At 73.6% G+C, this 18036-nt stretch carries 20 protein-coding genes; 7 read left to right on the top strand and 13 right to left on the bottom strand.

The annotated features are described in order from the left end of the window. Positions 1–247: 247 nt before the first annotated feature. Complete coding sequence (locus ACGFZ2_RS22040; RefSeq protein ID WP_393269591.1) at positions 248–2410, top strand: elongation factor G-like protein EF-G2; 2163 nt, start codon at positions 248–250, stop codon at positions 2408–2410. A 141-nt stretch (positions 2411–2551) separates the two neighbouring features. Here ACGFZ2_RS22040 and ACGFZ2_RS22035 read toward each other — a convergent pair whose 3' ends face one another. Together ACGFZ2_RS22035 and ACGFZ2_RS22030 are read right to left on the bottom strand one after the other, a co-directional pair. Then, the gene (locus ACGFZ2_RS22035; RefSeq protein WP_393456336.1) at positions 2552–3610 is read right to left on the bottom strand and encodes an aldo/keto reductase; all 1059 of its coding nucleotides are present in this window, start codon (positions 3608–3610) and stop codon (positions 2552–2554) included. 82 nt (positions 3611–3692) lie between these two features. After that, complete coding sequence (locus ACGFZ2_RS22030; protein WP_350706683.1) at positions 3693–4202, bottom strand: HIT domain-containing protein; 510 nt, start codon at positions 4200–4202, stop codon at positions 3693–3695. A gap of 159 nt (positions 4203–4361) precedes the next feature. Here ACGFZ2_RS22030 and ACGFZ2_RS22025 point away from each other — a divergent pair, with 159 nt between their 5' ends. Further along, positions 4362–5108, top strand: coding sequence for a D-Ala-D-Ala carboxypeptidase family metallohydrolase (locus tag ACGFZ2_RS22025; RefSeq protein WP_393456333.1), 747 nt, complete (start codon positions 4362–4364; stop codon positions 5106–5108). Between the two features lie 73 nt (positions 5109–5181). Here the strand turns inward: ACGFZ2_RS22025 and thrS are convergent, their stop codons facing one another. Both thrS and ACGFZ2_RS22015 read right to left on the bottom strand, forming a co-directional pair. After that, a complete protein-coding gene (thrS, locus tag ACGFZ2_RS22020) occupies positions 5182–7182 on the bottom strand; it encodes a threonine--tRNA ligase (RefSeq protein ID WP_393269580.1) in 2001 nt (666 codons plus the stop codon). A gap of 149 nt (positions 7183–7331) precedes the next feature. Continuing rightward, positions 7332–8252: an ADP-ribosylglycohydrolase family protein gene (locus tag ACGFZ2_RS22015; protein ID WP_393456330.1), complete on the bottom strand. Its 921-nt coding sequence runs from the start codon at positions 8250–8252 to the stop codon at positions 7332–7334. A gap of 73 nt (positions 8253–8325) precedes the next feature. On the opposite strand from ACGFZ2_RS22015, the gene ACGFZ2_RS22010 reads away from it, so the two are divergent. Continuing rightward, the gene (locus ACGFZ2_RS22010) at positions 8326–9015 is read left to right on the top strand and encodes a response regulator transcription factor (RefSeq protein ID WP_357452216.1); all 690 of its coding nucleotides are present in this window, start codon (positions 8326–8328) and stop codon (positions 9013–9015) included. A 29-nt stretch (positions 9016–9044) separates the two neighbouring features. Continuing rightward, positions 9045–10415: an ATP-binding protein gene (locus tag ACGFZ2_RS22005; RefSeq protein WP_393456327.1), complete on the top strand. Its 1371-nt coding sequence runs from the start codon at positions 9045–9047 to the stop codon at positions 10413–10415. Positions 10416–10640: 225 nt separating this feature from the next. On the opposite strand, the gene ACGFZ2_RS22000 is transcribed toward ACGFZ2_RS22005, so the two are convergent. Both ACGFZ2_RS22000 and ACGFZ2_RS21995 read right to left on the bottom strand, forming a co-directional pair. Continuing rightward, positions 10641–11666, bottom strand: a complete 1026-nt coding sequence (locus ACGFZ2_RS22000) for an adenosine deaminase (protein WP_393456324.1) — start codon at positions 11664–11666, stop codon at positions 10641–10643. Further along, positions 11663–12457, bottom strand: a complete 795-nt coding sequence (locus ACGFZ2_RS21995; RefSeq protein ID WP_393269569.1) for a trans-aconitate 2-methyltransferase — start codon at positions 12455–12457, stop codon at positions 11663–11665. Before ACGFZ2_RS21995 ends, ACGFZ2_RS22000 begins: the two co-directional genes overlap by 4 nt. Positions 12458–12655: 198 nt before the next feature. Between ACGFZ2_RS21995 and ACGFZ2_RS21990 the strand changes: the two genes are divergently transcribed. Then, positions 12656–12850, top strand: coding sequence for a hypothetical protein (locus tag ACGFZ2_RS21990; RefSeq protein WP_393269566.1), 195 nt, complete (start codon positions 12656–12658; stop codon positions 12848–12850). Positions 12851–12998: 148 nt separating this feature from the next. On the opposite strand, the gene ACGFZ2_RS21985 is transcribed toward ACGFZ2_RS21990, so the two are convergent. From ACGFZ2_RS21985 to ACGFZ2_RS21955, 7 genes are all read right to left on the bottom strand, one after another. After that, complete coding sequence (locus ACGFZ2_RS21985) at positions 12999–13202, bottom strand: cold-shock protein (RefSeq protein WP_007075740.1); 204 nt, start codon at positions 13200–13202, stop codon at positions 12999–13001. A gap of 288 nt (positions 13203–13490) precedes the next feature. Then, positions 13491–13751: a DUF4235 domain-containing protein gene (locus ACGFZ2_RS21980; protein WP_393269667.1), complete on the bottom strand. Its 261-nt coding sequence runs from the start codon at positions 13749–13751 to the stop codon at positions 13491–13493. An 8-nt stretch (positions 13752–13759) separates the two neighbouring features. Next, entirely contained in the window at positions 13760–14110 is a 351-nt protein-coding gene (locus tag ACGFZ2_RS21975; protein ID WP_357452201.1) for a DUF3618 domain-containing protein, read from the bottom strand. Continuing rightward, positions 14107–14541, bottom strand: a complete 435-nt coding sequence (locus tag ACGFZ2_RS21970; protein WP_357697725.1) for a phage holin family protein — start codon at positions 14539–14541, stop codon at positions 14107–14109. Before ACGFZ2_RS21970 ends, ACGFZ2_RS21975 begins: the two co-directional genes overlap by 4 nt. A 420-nt stretch (positions 14542–14961) precedes the next feature. Further along, complete coding sequence (locus ACGFZ2_RS21965; protein ID WP_393456321.1) at positions 14962–16158, bottom strand: mechanosensitive ion channel family protein; 1197 nt, start codon at positions 16156–16158, stop codon at positions 14962–14964. 82 nt (positions 16159–16240) lie between these two features. After that, positions 16241–17062, bottom strand: a complete 822-nt coding sequence (locus tag ACGFZ2_RS21960) for a DUF1206 domain-containing protein (protein WP_393269561.1) — start codon at positions 17060–17062, stop codon at positions 16241–16243. Between the two features lie 60 nt (positions 17063–17122). Next, positions 17123–17485, bottom strand: a complete 363-nt coding sequence (locus ACGFZ2_RS21955; protein WP_393269557.1) for a hypothetical protein — start codon at positions 17483–17485, stop codon at positions 17123–17125. Positions 17486–17541: 56 nt separating this feature from the next. On the opposite strand from ACGFZ2_RS21955, the gene ACGFZ2_RS21950 reads away from it, so the two are divergent. Both ACGFZ2_RS21950 and ACGFZ2_RS21945 read left to right on the top strand, forming a co-directional pair. Further along, entirely contained in the window at positions 17542–17712 is a 171-nt protein-coding gene (locus tag ACGFZ2_RS21950; RefSeq protein ID WP_393269555.1) for a hypothetical protein, read from the top strand. Continuing rightward, positions 17709–17996, top strand: coding sequence for a GNAT family N-acetyltransferase (locus tag ACGFZ2_RS21945; RefSeq protein ID WP_393456318.1), 288 nt, complete (start codon positions 17709–17711; stop codon positions 17994–17996). The genes ACGFZ2_RS21950 and ACGFZ2_RS21945 overlap by 4 nt, the downstream gene beginning before the upstream one ends. Positions 17997–18036 lie beyond the last annotated feature (40 nt).

Here is an 18036-nt window from a genome sequence, read left to right as displayed (position 1 = left end):
TCCCACGATAACGGTCCCACCGGCACCGGCGGTACGGCCGGTCAGCGACCCGCGCAGGACGGAGGCTTGTGCCGGCCCCGCAACAGGTGTGAGATCGAGCCGGGAAGGTGAGTCAGCTCACCCACCCGCCCGTTGATTACCCGCAACCCTGCAGAGCACCGGAGGATATCGCCGCGGAACCCGCTCGGGCCGCTTCCCCGTCGCGCGCGGCGGTCGCCACCAACCACGGCTGAGGGAGGTGCGCCCCATGGCGCAGAAAAGTCAGGAGAAGGGGGCCGCCGGCGGCGCGCCGGTGGTGACCGAGCCGGGCCGGATCCGCAACGTGGTGCTCGTCGGGCACTCCGGAGCGGGCAAGACGACCCTGGTCGAGGCGCTGCTCGCGGCGACCGGCACGATCGGCCGGGCCGGCACCGTCGCCGACGGCAGCACCGTCTGCGACCACGACCCGGCGGCCGTACGCCAGCAGCGCTCGGTGAGCCTGGCCTGCGCGCCGCTGCTACACGACGGGATCAAGGTCAACCTGCTCGACACCCCCGGCTACGCCGACTTCGTGGGCGAGTTGCGCGCGGGGCTGCGGGCCGCCGACGCGGCGCTGTTCGTGGTCTCCGCCGTCGACGGGATGGACGCCGCCACCGCCGCCCTGTGGGAGGAGTGCGCGGCGGTCGACATGCCCCGGGCCGTCGCCGTCGCCCGGCTCGACCACCCGCGCGCCGACTTCGACGAGGCGGTGGCGCTCTGCCAGCGGGTCTTCGGCGACAACGTGCTCCCGCTCTACCTGCCGATGCTCGGCGACGACGGCGTCTCCACCGTCGGCCTGCTCGGCCTGATCACCCGCCGGGTCTTCGACTACACCGCCGGCCTGCCGGCCGACGTGCGCGAGCCGGACCCGGAGCACCTGCCGGCCATCGTCGAGTCCCGCAACGAGCTGATCGAGGGGATCATCGCCGAGAGCGAGGACGAGTCCCTGATGGACCGCTACCTCTCGGGCGAGGAGATCGGCACCGAGGTGCTGATCGAGGACCTGGAGAAGGCGGTCGCGCGGGGCCACTTCTACCCGGTGGTGCCGGTCTGCGCGGAGACCGGGGTCGGGCTGGACGCGCTGCTGGAGGTGCTCACCGCCGGTTTCCCGTCGCCGCTGGAGCACGAGCTGCCGGCGGTCGCCGGGGTGGACGACTCGCCCCGCCCGCCGCTGGCCTGCGACCCGGACGGCCCGCTGGTCGCCGAGGTGGTCAAGACGACCGTCGACCGGCACGTCGGCCGGGTCTCCCTGGTCCGGGTCTTCTCCGGCACGCTGCGCCCGGAGCAGACCGTGCACGTCTCCGGGCACGGGATGGCCGAGCGCGGCCACCCCGACCACGACGCCGACGAGCGGGTCGGGCACATCTACACCCCGCTGGGCGCGAGCCTGCGCGAGGTGGGCGCCTGCGTGGCCGGCGACATCTGCGCGATCACCAAGTCGGGCAGCGCGGAGACCGGCGACACGATCTCCGCCAAGGACGACCCGCTGCTGATCGCCCCCTGGGAGATGCCCGAGCCGCTGCTGCCGGTCGCGGTCGTGGCCCACAGCCGGGCCGACGAGGACGCCCTCGCGCGCAACCTGGCCCGCCTGGTCGCCGGCGATCCGACCATGCGGTTGGAGCGCAACCCGGAGACCCACCAGCTGGTGCTCTGGTGCATGGGCGAGGCGCACGCCGACGTGGTGCTGGAGCGGCTGCGCGCGGGCGGGGTGGAGCTGGACACCGAGCCGGTCCGGGTCGCGCTGCGCGAGACGCTGACCGTCCCGGCCAAGGGGCACGGCCGGCACGTCAAGCAGTCCGGCGGCCACGGGCAGTACGCCGTCTGCGCCATCGAGGTCGAGCCGCTGCCGCGCGGGGCCGGCTTCGAGTTCGTCGACCGGGTGGTCGGCGGCGCGGTGCCGCACAACTACATCCCCTCCGTCGAGAAGGGCGTACGCGCCCAGATGGAGCGGGGCCTGGTCGCCGGCCATCCGGTGGTGGACCTGCGGGTGACCCTCTTCGACGGCAAGGCGCACAGCGTGGACTCCTCCGACGCGGCCTTCCAGACCGCCGGCGCGCTGGCGCTGCGGGACGCCGCCGAGAAGGGCCAGCCGGCGCTGCTGGAGCCGGTCGACGAGGTCGTGATCCGGGTGTCCGACTCGTCCGTCGGCGCGGTGATGGGCGACCTGTCCGGGCGGCGCGGCCGGGTGCTCGGCACCGAGCCGGACGCGGACGCCGAGGGGCGCACCCTGGTCCGCGCCGAGGTGCCCGCCACGGAGCTGCTCCGTTACGCGGTCGAGCTGCGCTCGATGACGTCGGGCACCGGCACCTTCCGCCGCCACTTCGTCCGCTACGACCCCATGCCCGCCCACCTGGCCGACCAGGTCCGCAAGGAACACGGCAGCCACCCCTGACCGGGCTCCTCGCGGGGTCGATTCACGCGGTTGTGGCGGCGTGCCGCCCGGCGCGGTGAAGCTGCCCGACGAAACGGGCGATCCGGGGCGCGACGCCCACCACAACTGCGTGATCGACGGTGACCCGGCGGGCGGGGCCCGTCAGGGGCGGGCGGTGGGGAGCATGGGGCTCGGGTGGTGGGGGCGGTCGGCCTCGCGGAGCGCGGCCGAGCGGAGCGCCGCCAACTGGCGTTCCACCTCGGCGAACTGGTCGGCCGGCAGCGGCCCCCGGTGCAGGGCGGCGGCGTTCTCCTCGACCTGCGCGACGGTGCGGCAGCCGGGAATCGGGACGGTGCGCCCGCTGCGCGCCCAGATCCAGCCCAGCGCGCCCTGGGCCGGAGTGCGCCCGTCGGCGGTCAGCGCCGCCCGCACGGCGGCGGCCCGCCGCAGCCACTCCGGGGCCGGCCGGCCGCCCCGGAACCACTCCAGCCAGCCCGGTGCGACCCCTCGCACGTCGTCGCGGGGCAGCGTGGAGCCGGTCGTGTACTTGCCGGAGAGCAGGCCCATCCCCAGCGGCCCCCGGTTGACGCTGGCCAGGTCGTACTTGTCGCAGACGGCGAGCAGCTCGGGGGCGTCCCGGAGCACCGAGAGGGTGTGCTGCACGGCGGTGGCGTGCCGGGCGCCCTGGCCGAAGGCGGCCGCCCGGTCGGGGCGGTCGGTGCTCCAGCCGTACGCGCGGACCAGCCCGTCGGCGACCAGGTCCTCCAGGGTGCCGACGAGCGCCTCGGCCCGGGGCACCGGCAGGTCGGCGAGGTGCAACTGGTAGAGGTCGATCCGGTCGGTGCCGAGCCGGCGCAGCGACTCCTCCACCGCCCGCCGCAGGTACGCCGGGGAACTGTCCGCGCCGGTGGCCTGGCGGGTCGCCTCGTCGAAGGTGTGGCCCCACTTGGTGGCGATCACGGCCTCGTCGCGCCGGCCGGCGAGCGCCCGGCCCAGGACCCGCTCCGAGTGCCCCGCCCCGTAGGTGTCGGCGGTGTCGAAGAGGGTCACGCCGAGGTCGAGCGCGCGGCGTACCGCCCGGACGGACTCCTCGTCGTCGACGGCGCCCCAGCCCAGCGGCTGCGTGCCCTCGGCCCAGGGGCCGCCGATCGCCCAGCACCCCATGCCCAGCGCGCTGACCTCGATGCCGCTGCGGCCCAACGTCCGTGTCGTGACTGCCATCGACGCATCGTGCCACCTCCGGCGCCCACCCCCGGGGCGACGTCCCCGCCGCCGCGCGGGATCCCGACCCCGGCGGGCCGGGTCAGGAGGGCCAGGCGCGGGCGAGCAGCTCCCGGGTGTCCCCGAGCAGTTGCGGCAGCACCTTGGTGCGCCCGATCACCGGCATGAAGTTGGCGTCCCCGCCCCAGCGGGGCACGACGTGCTGGTGCAGGTGCGCGGCGATCCCGGCGCCGGCCACCCCGCCCTGGTTCATCCCGAGGTTGAACCCGTGGGCGTTGCTGACCTTGCGGATCACCCGCATCGCGGTCTGGGTGAACGACGCCAGCTCGGCGGTCTCCGGCCCGTCGAGGTCGGTGTAGTCGGCGACGTGCCGGTAGGGGCAGACCAGCAGGTGACCCGGGTTGTACGGGTAGAGGTTGAGCACCACGAAGACGTGCGCGCCGCGCGCGACGACGAGGCTCTCCTCCGCCGGCAGGCCGGGGGCGAGGCAGAAGGGGCACCCCTTCGGCTTCTCGTAGCCCTCGGGGCGGTCCTCGCCCGAGATGTAGGTCATCCGGTGCGGCGTCCAGAGCCGCTCCAGGCCGTCGGCCATGCCGCTGTCCGTGTGCCGTTCCACCCCTGCCACAAGCCGATCCTACGGAGCGGCCCGACGACCGGCGAGGCCCGCCGTGGGGAACCCGGCGCTGGAAGTTGTTGACGAATCGAAAAGCACCATTGAAAATTCCGTCCATCGATTTACTTCCATAGACCGATGGAGGTCTCCGTGATCCGACGGCTCGGCAGATTCCTCGCGGCGCTCGCGCTGACCGCCGCCACCACCGTGGTCGGCGTCACCTTCACCGCCGGCGCGGCCCACGCCGACGGCTGCTACACGTGGGGACGCACCCTGTCCCAGGGGATGTCCGGCGAGGACGTCCGGCAACTCCAGATCCGGGTCTCGGGCTACCCCGGCTACGACGCCGTGCTCGCCCTCGACGGGGTGTACGGCCCGGGCACCCGGTCCGCCGTGATCCGCTTCCAGCAGGCGTACGGGCTGGGCGCCGACGGCGTCGCCGGGCCCCAGACCTTCAACCAGATCTACGCGCTCCAGGACGACGACTGCACCCCGGTCAGCTTCAGCTACGCGGAGTGGAACAGGTGCAACAGCGACTGGTCCGGTGGCGCGGTGTCGGCCAGCACCGCCCGCTTCAACGCCCGCGTGTCGATGTGGAAGCTCCAGGCCATGCGGCGCGCACTCGGCAACGTACCGCTCTACATCAGCAGCGGCTTCCGCAGCTACGCCTGCAACAGCGCGGTCGGCGGCGCCAGCAACAGCCGGCACCTCTACGGCGACGGGGTCGACCTGGTCGGGTCACCCTCGCTGTGCCGGCTCGCCCAGCAGGCCCGCTACCACGGCTTCAGCAACATCCTCGGCCCCGGCTACCCGGGCCACAACGACCACACCCACCTGGGCAACACGCCGAGCCGGTCCTGGTCCGCCCCGACCTGCGGGATCTGACGCCCGACGGCCCGTCGACGAAGGCCCCCCGCCGGTGGCGGGGGGCCTTCCGTGGATCTCGGAGCGTGGTGGATCAGGCGGCCGACGGGCCGACGTTGGTCCGCGAGCCGACCACGTCGAGGACGTGGGCCACCGCGTCGGCGATCGGCACCCCGTTGCGCTGCGAGCCGTCCCGGTAGCGGAACGAGACCGTGCCGGCCGCCACGTCGTCGTCGCCGGCGATCACCATGAACGGGATCTTCTGCTGCTGGGCGTTGCGGATCTTCTTCTGCATCCGGTCGTCGCCCGCGTCGACCTGGGCGCGGATGCCCTCGGCCCGCAGCGCGGCGACGAAGCCGTGCAGGTAGTCGGTGTGGTCCTCGCGGATCGGGATGCCGACCACCTGCACCGGCGCCAGCCAGGCCGGGAAGGCGCCCGCGTAGTGCTCGGTGAGCACCCCGAAGAAGCGCTCGATCGAGCCGAAGAGCGCCCGGTGGATCATCACCGGCTGCTGCCGGCTGCCGTCGGCGGCCTGGAACTCCAGCCCGAACCGCTCCGGCAGGTTGAAGTCGACCTGGATGGTGGACATCTGCCAGGTCCGGCCGATCGCGTCCTTGGCCTGCACCGAGATCTTCGGGCCGTAGAAGGCCGCGCCGCCCGGGTCCGGCACCAGGTCCAGACCGGACTCCTCGGCGGCCGAGCGCAGCGCCTCGGTGGCCCGCTCCCAGTTCTCGTCGGTGCCGACGGACTTCTCCGGGTTGCGGGTGGACAGCTCCAGGTAGAAGTCGTCCAGGCCGTAGTCGCGCAGCAGGTCCAGCACGAACGACAGCAGCGACTTCAGCTCGCCCGCCATCTGCTCCTGCGTGCAGTAGATGTGCGCGTCGTCCTGGGTCATGCCGCGCACCCGGGTCAGGCCGTGCACCACACCGGACTTCTCGAACCGGTAGACCGAGCCGAACTCGAACAGCCGCAGCGGCAGCTCCCGGTAGGACCGCCCCCGGGACCGGAAGATCAGGTTGTGGAACGGGCAGTTCATCGGCTTGAGGTAGTAGTTGGCGCCCTCCATCTCCATGGGCGGGTACATGCCGTCGGCGTACCACTGCAGGTGCCCGGAGGTCTCGAAGAGCTGCGCCTTGGTGATGTGCGGGGTGTTGACGAACTCGTACCCCGCCTCCTCGTGCCGGCGGCGCGAGTAGTTCTCCAGCTCGCGGCGGATGATGCCGCCCTTGGGGTGGAAGACCGCCAGGCCGGAGCCGATCTCGTCGGGGAAGCTGAACAGGTCGAGGTCCGCGCCGAGCTTGCGGTGGTCGCGCCGGGCGGCCTCCTCCAGCAGCTTCAGGTACGCCTTCAGCTCGTCCCGGGTCGGCCAGGCGGTGCCGTACACCCGCTGGAGCTGCGGGTTCTTCTCCGACCCGCGCCAGTACGCGGCGGCCGAGCGCATCAGCTTGAACGCGCCGATCAGCCGGGTGTTCGGCAGGTGCGGGCCGCGGCACAGGTCCGACCAGCAGACCTTGTCCTCCGTCGCGGCGAGGTTGTCGTAGATGGTCAGCTCGCCGCCGCCCACCTCCATCACCTCGGAGGTGTCCAGCCCCTCTCCCTTGACGTCGATCAGCTCCAGCTTGAACGGCTCGGCGGCCAGCTCGGCCTTCGCCTCGTCCAGGCTGCCGAAGCGGCGACGGCGGAACCGCTGGCCGGACTTGATGATCTCCTGCATCCGCTTCTCGAGCTTGCCGAGGTCGTCCGGCTGGAACGGCTTGTCGACCGCGAAGTCGTAGTAGAAGCCGTTCTCGATGGGCGGGCCGATGCCGAGCTTGGCCTCGGGGAAGACGTCCTGCACGGCCTGGGCGAGCACGTGCGCGGTGGAGTGCCGCAGCACGTTGAGCCCGTCCGGGGAGTCGAGGCCGACCGGCTCGACCTCGGTGTCGACCTGCGGCGACCAGTCCAGGTCACGCAGCTGGCCCTGCGGGTCGCGGACCACGACGACCGCCTTCGGGCCGGCCGCGGGCAGCCCGGCCGCGGCCACCGCGTCGGCCGCCGTGGTCCCGGCGGCGACGACGACGGGGTCGGCCACGGCGGGGGTACGGGGTGCGGACACGGTCACTCCTCCAGCAGACGGTACGGATGACGCCGAACGTTCGGCTCCTGCGATGCTATCGGTCGCCCCCGCCGGCACGGTCGGCGACGCCACCGCCCCCGCGACCCGTGGGACGCCGGCCCCGGCGCCCGCCCGACCGGCGGGAAGGGTCAGGCGGACCAGTCCGGCAGCGGCTCGCGGGCGGCCAGCCAGTCAGCGGGCACCCCGCCGGGGGTGCCCACCCCGGTGTGCGCGGCCACCACCGACCCGACGATGGCGGCGGTGGTGTCCACGTCCCCGCCCGCCTCGACGCAGGCGCCGATCGCCGCCGGGTAGTCGTCCAGGTGCACGGCCGCCACCCAGCAGGTGAAGGCGACGGTGTCCTGGGCGGTGACCCGGGAGCCGTTGCCGAGCACGTCGACGGCCTCGCGCAGCGGCCGGTCGAGCAGGTCGGCGGCCCGGCGTACGCCCCGGTGCACCTCGGTGGCCGGGTCCAGCGCGGCGGCCACCCCGGCGAGCAGCCGGCGCGGGGGCGGCCGGTGGCCGTCCAGCCGGCCCCGGGCGGCCAGCGAGGCGGCCACCGCCACCGCGACCGCCCCGGCGATGCCCTCCGGGTGCGCGTGGGTCACCTCGGCCGACGCCCCTGCCTGCGCCGCCGCCCGGGCGGTCGAGTCGGCGAACCACGCGCCCAGCGGACCGACCCGCATCGCCGCGCCGTTGCCGCACGAGCCCTGCCCGTCGAAGGCGGCGGCGGCCGCCACCGGCCACGGCGTGCCCGTGCGGATCAGCCGCAGGATCGTCACGGCACCCGGCCCGTACCCCCGGTAGGGCTCGCAGCGCTCGGCGAAGGCCATGGCGAGGGCGTCCCGGTCGATGGTGCCCGCCGCGGCGAGGGCGGCGACCACCGAGCAGGCCATCTCGGTGTCGTCGGTCCACTCCCAGGGCGCCGGGGGAAGCCTGCCGGCGGCCAGGTCGGCCGGGTGCCGGCCGGGGACGAAGAACTGCGAGCCGAGCGCGTCGCCGACCGACAGGCCGGCGAGCGAGTCCCGGGCGAGCGCGAGGCGGGTGTCGGCAAAGAGCGTGAAGGACATCGTTGTACCAGCTTGCCCGGTTCGCAGGTGCGCCGCAACGCGATCAACTTGCCACCCCGAGTACCGTCTTGGCGTGGCCACCGTGCTCCTGGTCGAAGACGATCACGTCGTACGCGGCGCGATGCTGCGGTCCCTCGCCGACCGGGGGCACGCCGTGCACGCCGTGGGCACCGCGCTGGACGCGCTGCGCCGCGTGGCCGCCGAGACCCCCGACCTGGTGGTGCTCGACCTCGGCCTGCCCGACCTCGACGGCTCGGACGCGCTGCGGATGCTGCGCGGCATCACCGACGTGCCGATCATCATCGCCACCGCGCGCGACGACGAGCAGTCCGTGGTCCGGCTGCTGCGCGCCGGGGCCGACGACTACATGGTCAAGCCGTTCACCGGCGCGCACCTCGACGCCCGGATCACCACGGTGCTGCGCCGGGCCGGGCGGGCCAGCCGGGCGGTGCAGCCGGCCGTGCACAGCGTCGGCGGGCTGCGGGTGGACGTCGGGGAGCGCAGCGCCCACCTCGACGGCGAGCCGTTGGCGCTGACCCGCAAGGAATTCGACCTGTTGGCGTATCTCGCCGCACGTCCGGGCCGGGTAGTGTCCCGCCGGGAACTTCTGGAGGAGGTATGGCGGCAGCCGTCGGTCGGCGAGGACCAGACCATCGACGTTCACCTTTACTGGCTACGTCGCAAAATGGGCGAGTCCGCGGCGAAGCCGCGCTACCTGCGCACCGTGCGGGGGGTCGGCTTCCGGCTGGTGGCACCGGACTGAGGGCGTCGCTGGCCCGTCTCACGGCCGGCATGTGCGCCCTGGTCGCGTTCGCCTTCCTCGTCCCGCTCGCCACCGGCCTCGGTGACCGGGCCCGCGAGGAGGCCATCGCGGATGCCGCCCGCCGCAGCGCGCTGGTGACCGGGGCGCTCGCGGTCAGCACCGATCCCGCCGTGGTGCAGCGCGCCGTGGCCGCCAGCGGCGACGACCCGGCCACCCGGCCCGTCGTACACGGCCTCGGGACGGACGGGCCCGCGGGCCGGGCCGGCGGCGCGGACCTGGAGCGGGCCCGGGCCGAGCGGCGCTCCGTGGTCGTCGACGTCGACGGCGGGGTGCTCCGGCTCGACCCGGCGGTGCTCGGCGACCGCACCGCCGTGGTGGAGGTCTTCGTGCCCGAGTCGGCGCTGGACGAGGGCGCCGGCGGCCGGTGGCTGCTGCTGCTCGGGGTGGCCGCCGCGCTGGTGGGCGCGGCGGTGCTGGTGGTCGACCGGGTCGCCGCCCGCGCGGTCGACTCGGCCCGGGGGCTGGTCAGGGCCGCGCTCGCGATCGGCGACGGCGACCTGGCCGTACGCGTCGAGCCCAGCGGCCCGCGCGAGCTGGCCGAGGCCGGGTACGCCTTCAACCGGATGGCCGACCGGATGGTCGCGGCGCGCACCGACGAGCGGGAGCTGGTCGCCGACCTGTCGCACCGGCTGCGCACCCCGCTGACCGTGCTCCGGCTGGACGCCGAGGCGCTGGAGTCCGACGACACCAGCGTGGGCTCGTTCAGCGCGGCGGAGCTTGATCGGCGGCGCGGCATCCGACGGATCCGGCAGGCGATCGTCACCCTCGAGGGCGAGATCGACGTGCTGATCAAGACCACCCGCAAGGCGGTGGCGCACGAGGCGGGGCCGGCGATGTGCGACGTCAGCGAGGTGGTCCGGGACCGGATGGTGTTCTGGGCCGCGCTGGCCGGCGACCAGAACCGCCCGCACCGGGTGACCGGCGCCCAGCTGCGCATCCCGGCGCCGGTGCCGCGGGCCGAGCTGGCCGCCGCGCTGGACGCGGTGATCGGCAACGTCTTCCGCTACACGCCGCAGGGCACCGCGTTCGAGGTGGCGGTCTCCCGCCGCGACGGCTACGTGGCCATCCGGATCGACGACGCCGGGCCGGGGATCGCCAACCCCGACCGGGCGCTGCGCCGGGGTGCCAGCGACCAGGGCTCCACCGGGCTGGGGCTGGACATCGCCAAGCGGGTGGCGTTGCAGGCCAACGGCTCGGTGAGCATCGACCGGGCCCGGCTCGGCGGGGCGAGCGTGGTCATGCTCCTCGCCGACCCCGAGGCAACGCCCCGGCAGGTCAGCCGGTTCGGGCTGGTCGGCCGAGCTGTGGGCCGGCGCAAGTCTTCCTTAGATCCGGATTAACCGCGGCGGCCGGCCCGTCGCGGACTGGCATGATCTTCCACGAACCCATCAGTTCCACCGGTCACTGCCCCGAGCACCCACCGGCCGGTGGAGCCGTGCGCGCGGTGGGAGCAACGGTCCCCCCACAACCTGCTCCCGCCGCGCGCCACACTTCCTTCCGCCACACCTTCCCGCACGGCGCGCGACGCTCTCCTGCCACGCCGCGCGCCGGCTACCCCGCCCCGCTCAGCGGGTGGCGGCCGCCACGTAGGCGTCGATCTCGGCGCCGATCCGCTGCTTGCCCGCCGGGTCCAGGAAGGAGGCGGTCACCGCGTTGCGGGCCAGCGCGGCCAGCCCCTCCGGCCCCGCGTCGAGCAGCCGGGCCGCGACGGCGTACTCGTCGTTGAGGGTGGTGCCGAACATCGGCGGGTCGTCGGAGTTGATGGTGACCAGCAGGCCGGCGTCGACCAACTGCCGCAACGGGTGCTCGTCGATGGTGGCGACCGCCCGGGTCCGCACGTTGGACGTCGGGCAGACCTCCATGCCGATCCGGTGCTCGGCGAGGTGGGCCAGCAGCTCCGGGTCCTGCGCGGCGGAGATGCCGTGCCCGATCCGCTCCGCGCCCAGGTCGCGCAGCGCGTCCCAGACCGTCTGCGGGCCGGTGGTCTCGCCGGCGTGCGGCACCGAGCGCAGGCCGGCCGCCCGGGCCCGGTCGAAGTACGGCTTGAACTGCGGCCGGGGCACGCCGATCTCCGGGCCGCCCAGGCCGAAGCTGATCAGCCCGTCCGGGCGCTCCTCCAGCGAGATCCGCAGGGTCTCCTCGGCCGCCGGCAGGCCCGCCTCGCCGGGGATGTCGAAGCACCAGCGCAGCTCGATGCCGAAGTCGGCCTCGGCCCGCTTGCGGGCGTCCTCGATCGCCTCGCAGAAGGCCGGGGCGGGGATGCCCCGGTGCACGTGCGAGTAGGGCGTCACGGTCAGCTCGGCGTAGCGGACCTGCTGGCGGGCCAGCTCGCGGGCCACCTCGTGGGTGAGGATCCAGACGTCCTCCTGGTCGCGGATGAGGTCCACGACGCTCAGGTAGACCTCGATGAAGTGCGCGAAGTCACGGAAGGCGAAGTAGTCGGCGAGCGCGGCCGGGTCCGCGGGCACGGGGCTGCGGCCCTCGTGACGGGCGGCCAACTCGGCGACGATCCGGGGCGAGGCGGAGCCGACGTGGTGCACGTGCAGCTCCACCTTGGGCAGTCCGGCGATGAAGGTTTGCAGGTCGGTCACATGTTCTCCTCTGCACGGGCGCCGGTACGGGCGACGATGAAGACGCGTCGGAACGGGAAGTACACCTGACCGTGCCGCACCGGGTACGCCTGCGCGAGGCGTACGCCGAGTTCGGCCCGGAAGTCGGCCCAGCCGGCGGCGTCCAGGGCCGCGCGGACCGGCCGGAGCGCGGTGCCCTCCATCCAGGTCAGCACGGGGTGGTCCGCGTCGGCGCGGGCCGGCAGCAGGTGCACGTAGGTAGTCTCCCAGGCGTCCACGGCGCAGCCGGCACCGGTCAGCAACCCGGCGTAGCCGGTGGCGTCGTCGACCGGGGCCTCGCGCAGCAGCGGAACGAGGTCGGCGCGCCAGGCCGGGCGGCCGGCGACCTCGCGCAGCGCCCGGTGTGAGGGCGCGTCGAAGTTGCCCGGCACCTGCACCGCCAGCCAGGCCCCGCCGGGCAGCTCACGTGCCCAGCGGGCGAGCAGCTCACGATGGCCGGGGACCCACTGCAGCACCGCGTTGCTGACCACCACGTCCACGTCGGATTCCGGCCGCCAGTCCCGGACGTCGCCCACCACGAAGGAGACCGGGGACGCGGTGGCGTGTGCCCGCGCGATCATCTCCACCGAGGAGTCGAGGCCGACGACGCGGCTGTCCGGCCAGCGTCCGGCGAGGACCTCCGTCAGGTTGCCGGGCCCGCAGCCGAGGTCGACCACGACGCGCGGCCGCTCGGCCGGGACCCGCGCGAGCAGGTCGTGGAAGGGCCGGGAGCGCTCGTCGCCGTAGCGCAGGTATGTCGTCGGATCCCACATCGCAGCCTCCCAAACCGTACGTCCGTCTTGCTAACCGTACGGCCCGTGGCGCGGCCCCACAAGCGGGATCACTAGGCTCGGTGGCATGGAGCAGCGGACCTTCCCCCGGCCGGGGTGGCACGTCGGGGTGGTCGGACCGGGCAGCGAGCAGCTCGTCGGACGGTTCCCCGCGGCGGGGATCGACGAAGGGGAATCACGATGAAGGGCTGGCTGCCGCTCACCCTCGGCCTGCTCGCCGTGGTCGTAGGGGCGGTCTGGACGGTGCAGGGCCTCGGCTACGTCGAGGGCAGCCTGATGACCGACCAGCGGATCTGGGCGATCCTCGGGCCACTCGTCGTCCTGATCGGACTCGCCCTGCTCTGGTCCGGGCTGCGCGCCCGCCGACGCCGCTGAGCGGCCCCCACGCTCCCGCCCCCGGCCCCGGCGCGCCGACCGTGCCCGGGATACGCGGAAAGCCCCGCATCCCGGGCGGGATACGGGGCTTCACTGGTGATCCGGGCGTCGGATCATCCACTGGTCGGCGACTGCCGACCGGCAGTGCTCAGATGGGGCGGACCTGCTCGGCCTGCGGACCCTTCTGACCCTGGGCGATCTCGAACTCCACCCGCTGGTTCTCCTCCAGCGTGCGGTAGCCGCTGGTCTGGATGGCCGAGAAGTGGACGAACACGTCAGCACCCCCGCCGTCGACGGTGATGAAGCCGAAGCCCTTGTCAGCGTTGAACCACTTCACGGTTCCCTGCGCCATGTGTATCTCCTTCTAAAACTGGCGGCCGAGCACGCCGTGCGGCCGATTGGCCGTTTTCGAGCAGCGGTGCCTGAGGCGGCCCCCATTGAAGGAGACTTCTCTCAACCCACGCCATCTCTCAACAGCGTGGAACAGCAAACCACGTACGCAAAAACTCTGCACAGCCTACCCGACGAAATTCTCCGACATGTGACCTGACGGATGCCGAAGATCCGCTGGGTGGGCGCTTACCGCCGTGCGAAAGGCCCCCTCACCGCCACGGCGAGGGGGCCTTCGGCGAAAGCCGGGTCAGTCCGGCCAGTGCCCGGTCAGCCGGCGTACGCCCACCGCGCCGCCCCGGTCGACGGCGGCCCGGACGACCGCGAAGATGGCGCCCTGCAAGGCCGCCGCCGCCAGGATCTCGCCCCAGCCGCGCTCCTCGTCGGTGGCGCTGGGCGCCTCGCCGTCGCCCGCCGTCACCTTCCACACCTGCCGGAAGATCATGCCCGCGACCGCACCGGCGGCGATGCCCATCAGCACGCCGACCGGCTTGTACGCGGCCCTCCCGATGTTCCTGCTCACCTGCGCCTCCCCCGGACGATCAACAGCACGATAGCGGCGGCCACCGCGCCGGCCGCGAGGGCCACGAACGGCGCCGGGTTGCGCCGGACGACCGCGCCCGTCTCCTGCGCCTGCCCTCGCGCGAGTTGCGCCTTCTGCGCCGCCTGCCCGCGCACCCGGGCCACGGTCTGCGCGGCCTGCTCCCGCATCCGCTCCTTCGCCTGGTCGGCGGAGGACCTCAGCCGCGCCTTGACGTCGGCCTTGGCGGCGAGCGCCTCCATGGTCTCGCCCAACTCGACCCGGGTCCGCCGGATCTCCTCCCGGAGAGCCTCGGTGTCGCCGGTGCCCCGGCCGTTGCCCGTCGTCATGCCCGCCCCCTGTCCTTCACCGCGGCGGCGACGGTGTCGACGTCGGCCCGGACGCTGCGCACCGTGGCCGCCGGCACCGGCGGGACCGCCTGGCTGACCTGCTTCTTGCCCACCAGGGCGAGGACGCCGGCCATCACGAAGAGCACCACCGCGACGATCAGGGCCGCGGCCCAGGCCGGCAGCACCAGATCGAGCAGCAGGATCGCGGTGGCGACCAGGGCGCCCAGGCCGTAGAGCGCCAGCGCCCCGCCGCCGCCGAAGAGGCCGATGCCGATGCCGGCATGCTTGCCCTTCTGGGTCAGCTCCGCGCGGGCCAGGGCCAGCTCGTCGCGGACCAGGCGGGAGACCTGCTCCGTGGCCCGCTGCACCAGCTCGGCGGTGGACGGCTCGCTCCCGTCGCGGGATGTGCGGGCGTTCGCCACGTCAGCCATGCTGTCCTCCTTTCATCATCACCGCGCTGTATGCCCGGAGTCGCCGCCCGTCAATCCTTCGCGCGGCGGCCGGTGAGCCCGGCCGCCGCGTCCCCCGTGCCGGCGGACGGCGCGTGGGAGGAGGTGCAGAAGCGTCGCGCAGCAGGTCCCCACGAAACGCCCGGTCAAACTTCCCGAGCCAGCGCACTCCGCCCGGTCAACCCACGAGGCACAACCCCACCCACACCTCCAACCGCCCCCACCCCCCACAGGTCACGACCCTCCCCCTCCCCGCCCTGCCCCCGCCCCCGCCCTGCCCCGCCCCCACTCCCACCCGGCCTCGCGATCTTGCACTTTCCGCCCCGGCAAAGCGGACGTTCTCCGCATTCGGAGGGCACAAAGCGCAAGATCGCGGGGGCGGGGGCGGGGCGGGGGCGGGGGTCAGCGGCGGGTTTCGGCGGGCTCGTCGGGGCCGACGAACGCCTCGCTGCGGGCGTCGCCGTCGTCGCTGCCGCCGAAGACCCGGGCGTCGTCGGGCACCTCGCCGTCGGCGAGGCGGCGCACCGGCCGGCGGGGTCGTACCCACTGCCACGGCAGGTTGCTCTCCGCGTCGCCGATCTCGGTACGCATCCGGGGCATCGCGGTCGGCCGCTGGTCCCGGATCCAGGCGACCAGGTGCTCGCGGACCAGGCAGCGCAGGTCCCACAGGCTGCCGGCGTCGGCCGCGCTGACCAGGGCGCGCACCTTGATCATGCCGCCGGTCGCGTCGGTCACCTGGAGCACGCAGACCCGGCCGTCCCACAGGTCGGTGCTCTCCACCAGGCGGCGCAGCTCCTCCCGCATGGCCTGCACCGGGATCGCCCAGTCGACGTCGAACTCGGCGGTGCCCAGCACGGCCGCCTCCGTGCGGGTCCAGTTCTGGAACGGCTTGGTGGTGAAGTACGAGGTGGGCAGGATCAGCCGGCGGTCGTCCCAGATCTGCACCACCACGTAGCTGAGGGTCAGCTCCTCGATCCGGCCCCACTCCCCCTCGACCACCACCACGTCGTCGAGGCGCACCGCGTCGCTGAAGGCGAGCTGGAGGCCGGCGAAGACGTTGCCCAGCAGGCTCTGCGCGGCGAGCGCGGCGACCACACCGACGACACCGGCGCTGGTCAGCACGCCGGCGCCGATGCCGCGTACGGCCGGGAAGGTCATCAGCATGACGCCGACCGCCAGGACGACGATCACCGCGATGGTCAACCGGCGCAGCAGCACCACCTGGGTCCGCACCCGCCGCGCGTGCCGGTTGTCCGGCACGTCCACCCGGAACCGGGCGAGCGCCGTGTCCTCCGCCACCACGAGCAGCGAGGCGACCAGCCAGGCGACGCTCGCGATCACGCCGAGCACCAGCGCGTGCAGCAGCACCTGCCGCCACTGCTCGCCGACCGCGTAGCCGGTGCTGAAGCGGACGGCGAACTGGACGGCGAGGACCGTGGCGGCGACCTGACTCGACCGATGTGCGTGCTCGGTGAGCTCGGTCAACAGCAGCGAGCGCCGGCCGAGCCGCCGGACCACGCGATGCACGACCTCGACGACGAACAGGGCGATCGCCGCCGCGGCGAGCGCGGCGACGATCGTCCCGAGGTAGCTCTGCACAGGTTCTCTCCTCCTCCGGACCGGGCGGCCTGTTTCGGGGCAAAGGCCCAATAGTGCCCGACGGCCCCGGAATCGACCAGGCTCAGACCTTGCGGTACCGGGACTGGAGGAAGCAGAACAGGCCGAAGGCGGCGATGCCGAGGGCCACGAGGGTGAGCAGCAGTTGACCGTACGACTGTTCGCGCAGCGTGTGCAGCGCCGCGTCCAGGCCCCGGGCCTTCTCCGGGTCGTAGTTGACGGCGGCCAGGATGATCAGCAGGCCGGCGATGCCGTACGCGACGCCCTTGGCGACGTAGCCGGCGACGCCGAGCCGGCGGGCGAGCTGGCGGGTCCGCGGGCTCATCTCACCGCTCCTGAGATGCTTCTCGAAGCGCTTGACCAGCCCGTAGATCACCAGGCCGACACCGATCGCGGCGAGCACGAGCCCGGCCAGGCCGACCAGCCAGCGACCGCCGGAGGACTCCATCGCCCGGCCGGTCAGCGCCTCCTGCTGGTCGGCGCTGTTCGAGCCGGCGTCGGAGAAGACCTTGACGGCCGTCCAGGCGAAGTAGAGGTAGACGAGGGTCCGGCCGAGCGAGGCCAGCCGCTCCCAGACCCGCTCCTTGCCGCGCTCGGCGCGGTGCCCGACCGCTGCCTCCAGCGCCTGCCAGATCGCCATGGCGAAGAGGCCGACCGCGATGGTGACGACGAGGAACCTGCCCAGCGGCTGGGCGGCGATGGTGCGCAGCGCGCCGGACTGGTCGCCGTCGTCGGCGGGCTTCCCGAACGCGATCTGCAGCGCCAGCCAGGCGAACAGGAGGTGCACGATGCCGTAGCCGATGAAACCGGCCCGGGCCAACAGTTCGAGCCACCGGCTGTGCGCCGTACGGGAGGCGGTGGCTTCGGCGTTCCGGGTGAGTGACATGGCGCCACAATCTCCGAATGCGAAGATCCCCAAACGTCGGCCACCGCCGCCCCGGGCGGGTCAGTTGCCGGCGGTCGCCACCCGGATCTTGACCTCCTGGTCGGTGACGCTGTCCAGCGTCACGGAGAAGCCGCCGACGTCGGTGGCCTGCTGGCCGGTGGTCAGCGTCAGCTGCTCGCCGGCGACCTCGACGGTCACCTGGTCGCCCTGCGCGCCGACCAGCTTGGCCTCCACGCCGAGGATGGTGGTGCTGGCCTCGACGCCGCGGTCGAAGGTGACCGTGCAGGCGTTCAGGCCGCAGTCGGTGGAGGCGCCCTCGGAGCTGCAACCGGCCAGCAGGGCGACGCCGAGCGCCAGGCCGGCCAGCAGGCCGGTGGCCCGGCGGGTGGGGGTCAGCGGGGAGTAAACGCGTCGGTTCGTCACGCGGCCAAGGGTACGAGACGACCGCGACCCCGGCATTGTGATGATCATCCGCCCAGGTGGCGGCGCCGTGGCGACCGGGCGCGCCACGGTTCCAGGCGACGGGGCTGCGGGACAGCGGCGGGGCGGTGCGCGCCAGCATCCACCACTACAACACCCCGGACGAGGTGGACCGGTTGCTCGCCGAACTGGACCGGCTCGCCGGTGGCGGGGGGAGAATGGGCGGGTGAGCACCCTGGTCGAGGACAACCCCGCCAAGCGCCGGTTCGAGATCCTGGTCGACGACGCGCTGGCCGGGTTCACCGCGTACCTGCCGCGCGGCGAGGTGCTGGTCTTCACCCACACCGAGGTGGACCCGAAGTTCCAGAACATGGGCGTCGGCGCGACGCTGGTCCGGGACACCCTCGACCAGCTCCGCGAGCGCGGCACTCCGGTGGTGCCGCGCTGCCCGTTCATGGCCGCCTTCATCGACCGCCACCCCGAGTACGCCGACCTGGTCGTCCCCGAGGCGTAGCGGGGGCGACCCGGGCGGTCGGCGACGTCGGCAGGGCGGG

Origin of the sequence: Micromonospora sp. NPDC048063 (genome assembly GCF_043202855.1) — a bacterium.
GTDB lineage: Bacteria > Actinomycetota > Actinomycetes > Mycobacteriales > Micromonosporaceae > Micromonospora.
This window is presented reverse-complemented; position numbering and strand designations above follow the sequence as displayed.

Coding starts and splice junctions, on each gene's coding strand:
- ACGFZ2_RS22040 (WP_393269591.1), top strand. CDS start 248: ATGGCGCAGAAAAGTCAGGAGAAGGGGGCCGCCGGCGGCGCGCCGGTG.
- ACGFZ2_RS22035 (WP_393456336.1), bottom strand. CDS start 3,610: ATGGCAGTCACGACACGGACGTTGGGCCGCAGCGGCATCGAGGTCAGC.
- ACGFZ2_RS22030 (WP_350706683.1), bottom strand. CDS start 4,202: ATGGCCGACGGCCTGGAGCGGCTCTGGACGCCGCACCGGATGACCTAC.
- ACGFZ2_RS22025 (WP_393456333.1), top strand. CDS start 4,362: ATGGAGGTCTCCGTGATCCGACGGCTCGGCAGATTCCTCGCGGCGCTC.
- ACGFZ2_RS22015 (WP_393456330.1), bottom strand. CDS start 8,252: ATGTCCTTCACGCTCTTTGCCGACACCCGCCTCGCGCTCGCCCGGGAC.
- ACGFZ2_RS22005 (WP_393456327.1), top strand. CDS start 9,045: ATGTGCGCCCTGGTCGCGTTCGCCTTCCTCGTCCCGCTCGCCACCGGC.
- ACGFZ2_RS21995 (WP_393269569.1), bottom strand. CDS start 12,457: ATGTGGGATCCGACGACATACCTGCGCTACGGCGACGAGCGCTCCCGG.
- ACGFZ2_RS21990 (WP_393269566.1), top strand. CDS start 12,656: ATGAAGGGCTGGCTGCCGCTCACCCTCGGCCTGCTCGCCGTGGTCGTA.
- ACGFZ2_RS21985 (WP_007075740.1), bottom strand. CDS start 13,202: ATGGCGCAGGGAACCGTGAAGTGGTTCAACGCTGACAAGGGCTTCGGC.
- ACGFZ2_RS21975 (WP_357452201.1), bottom strand. CDS start 14,110: ATGACGACGGGCAACGGCCGGGGCACCGGCGACACCGAGGCTCTCCGG.
- ACGFZ2_RS21970 (WP_357697725.1), bottom strand. CDS start 14,541: ATGGCTGACGTGGCGAACGCCCGCACATCCCGCGACGGGAGCGAGCCG.
- ACGFZ2_RS21960 (WP_393269561.1), bottom strand. CDS start 17,062: ATGTCACTCACCCGGAACGCCGAAGCCACCGCCTCCCGTACGGCGCAC.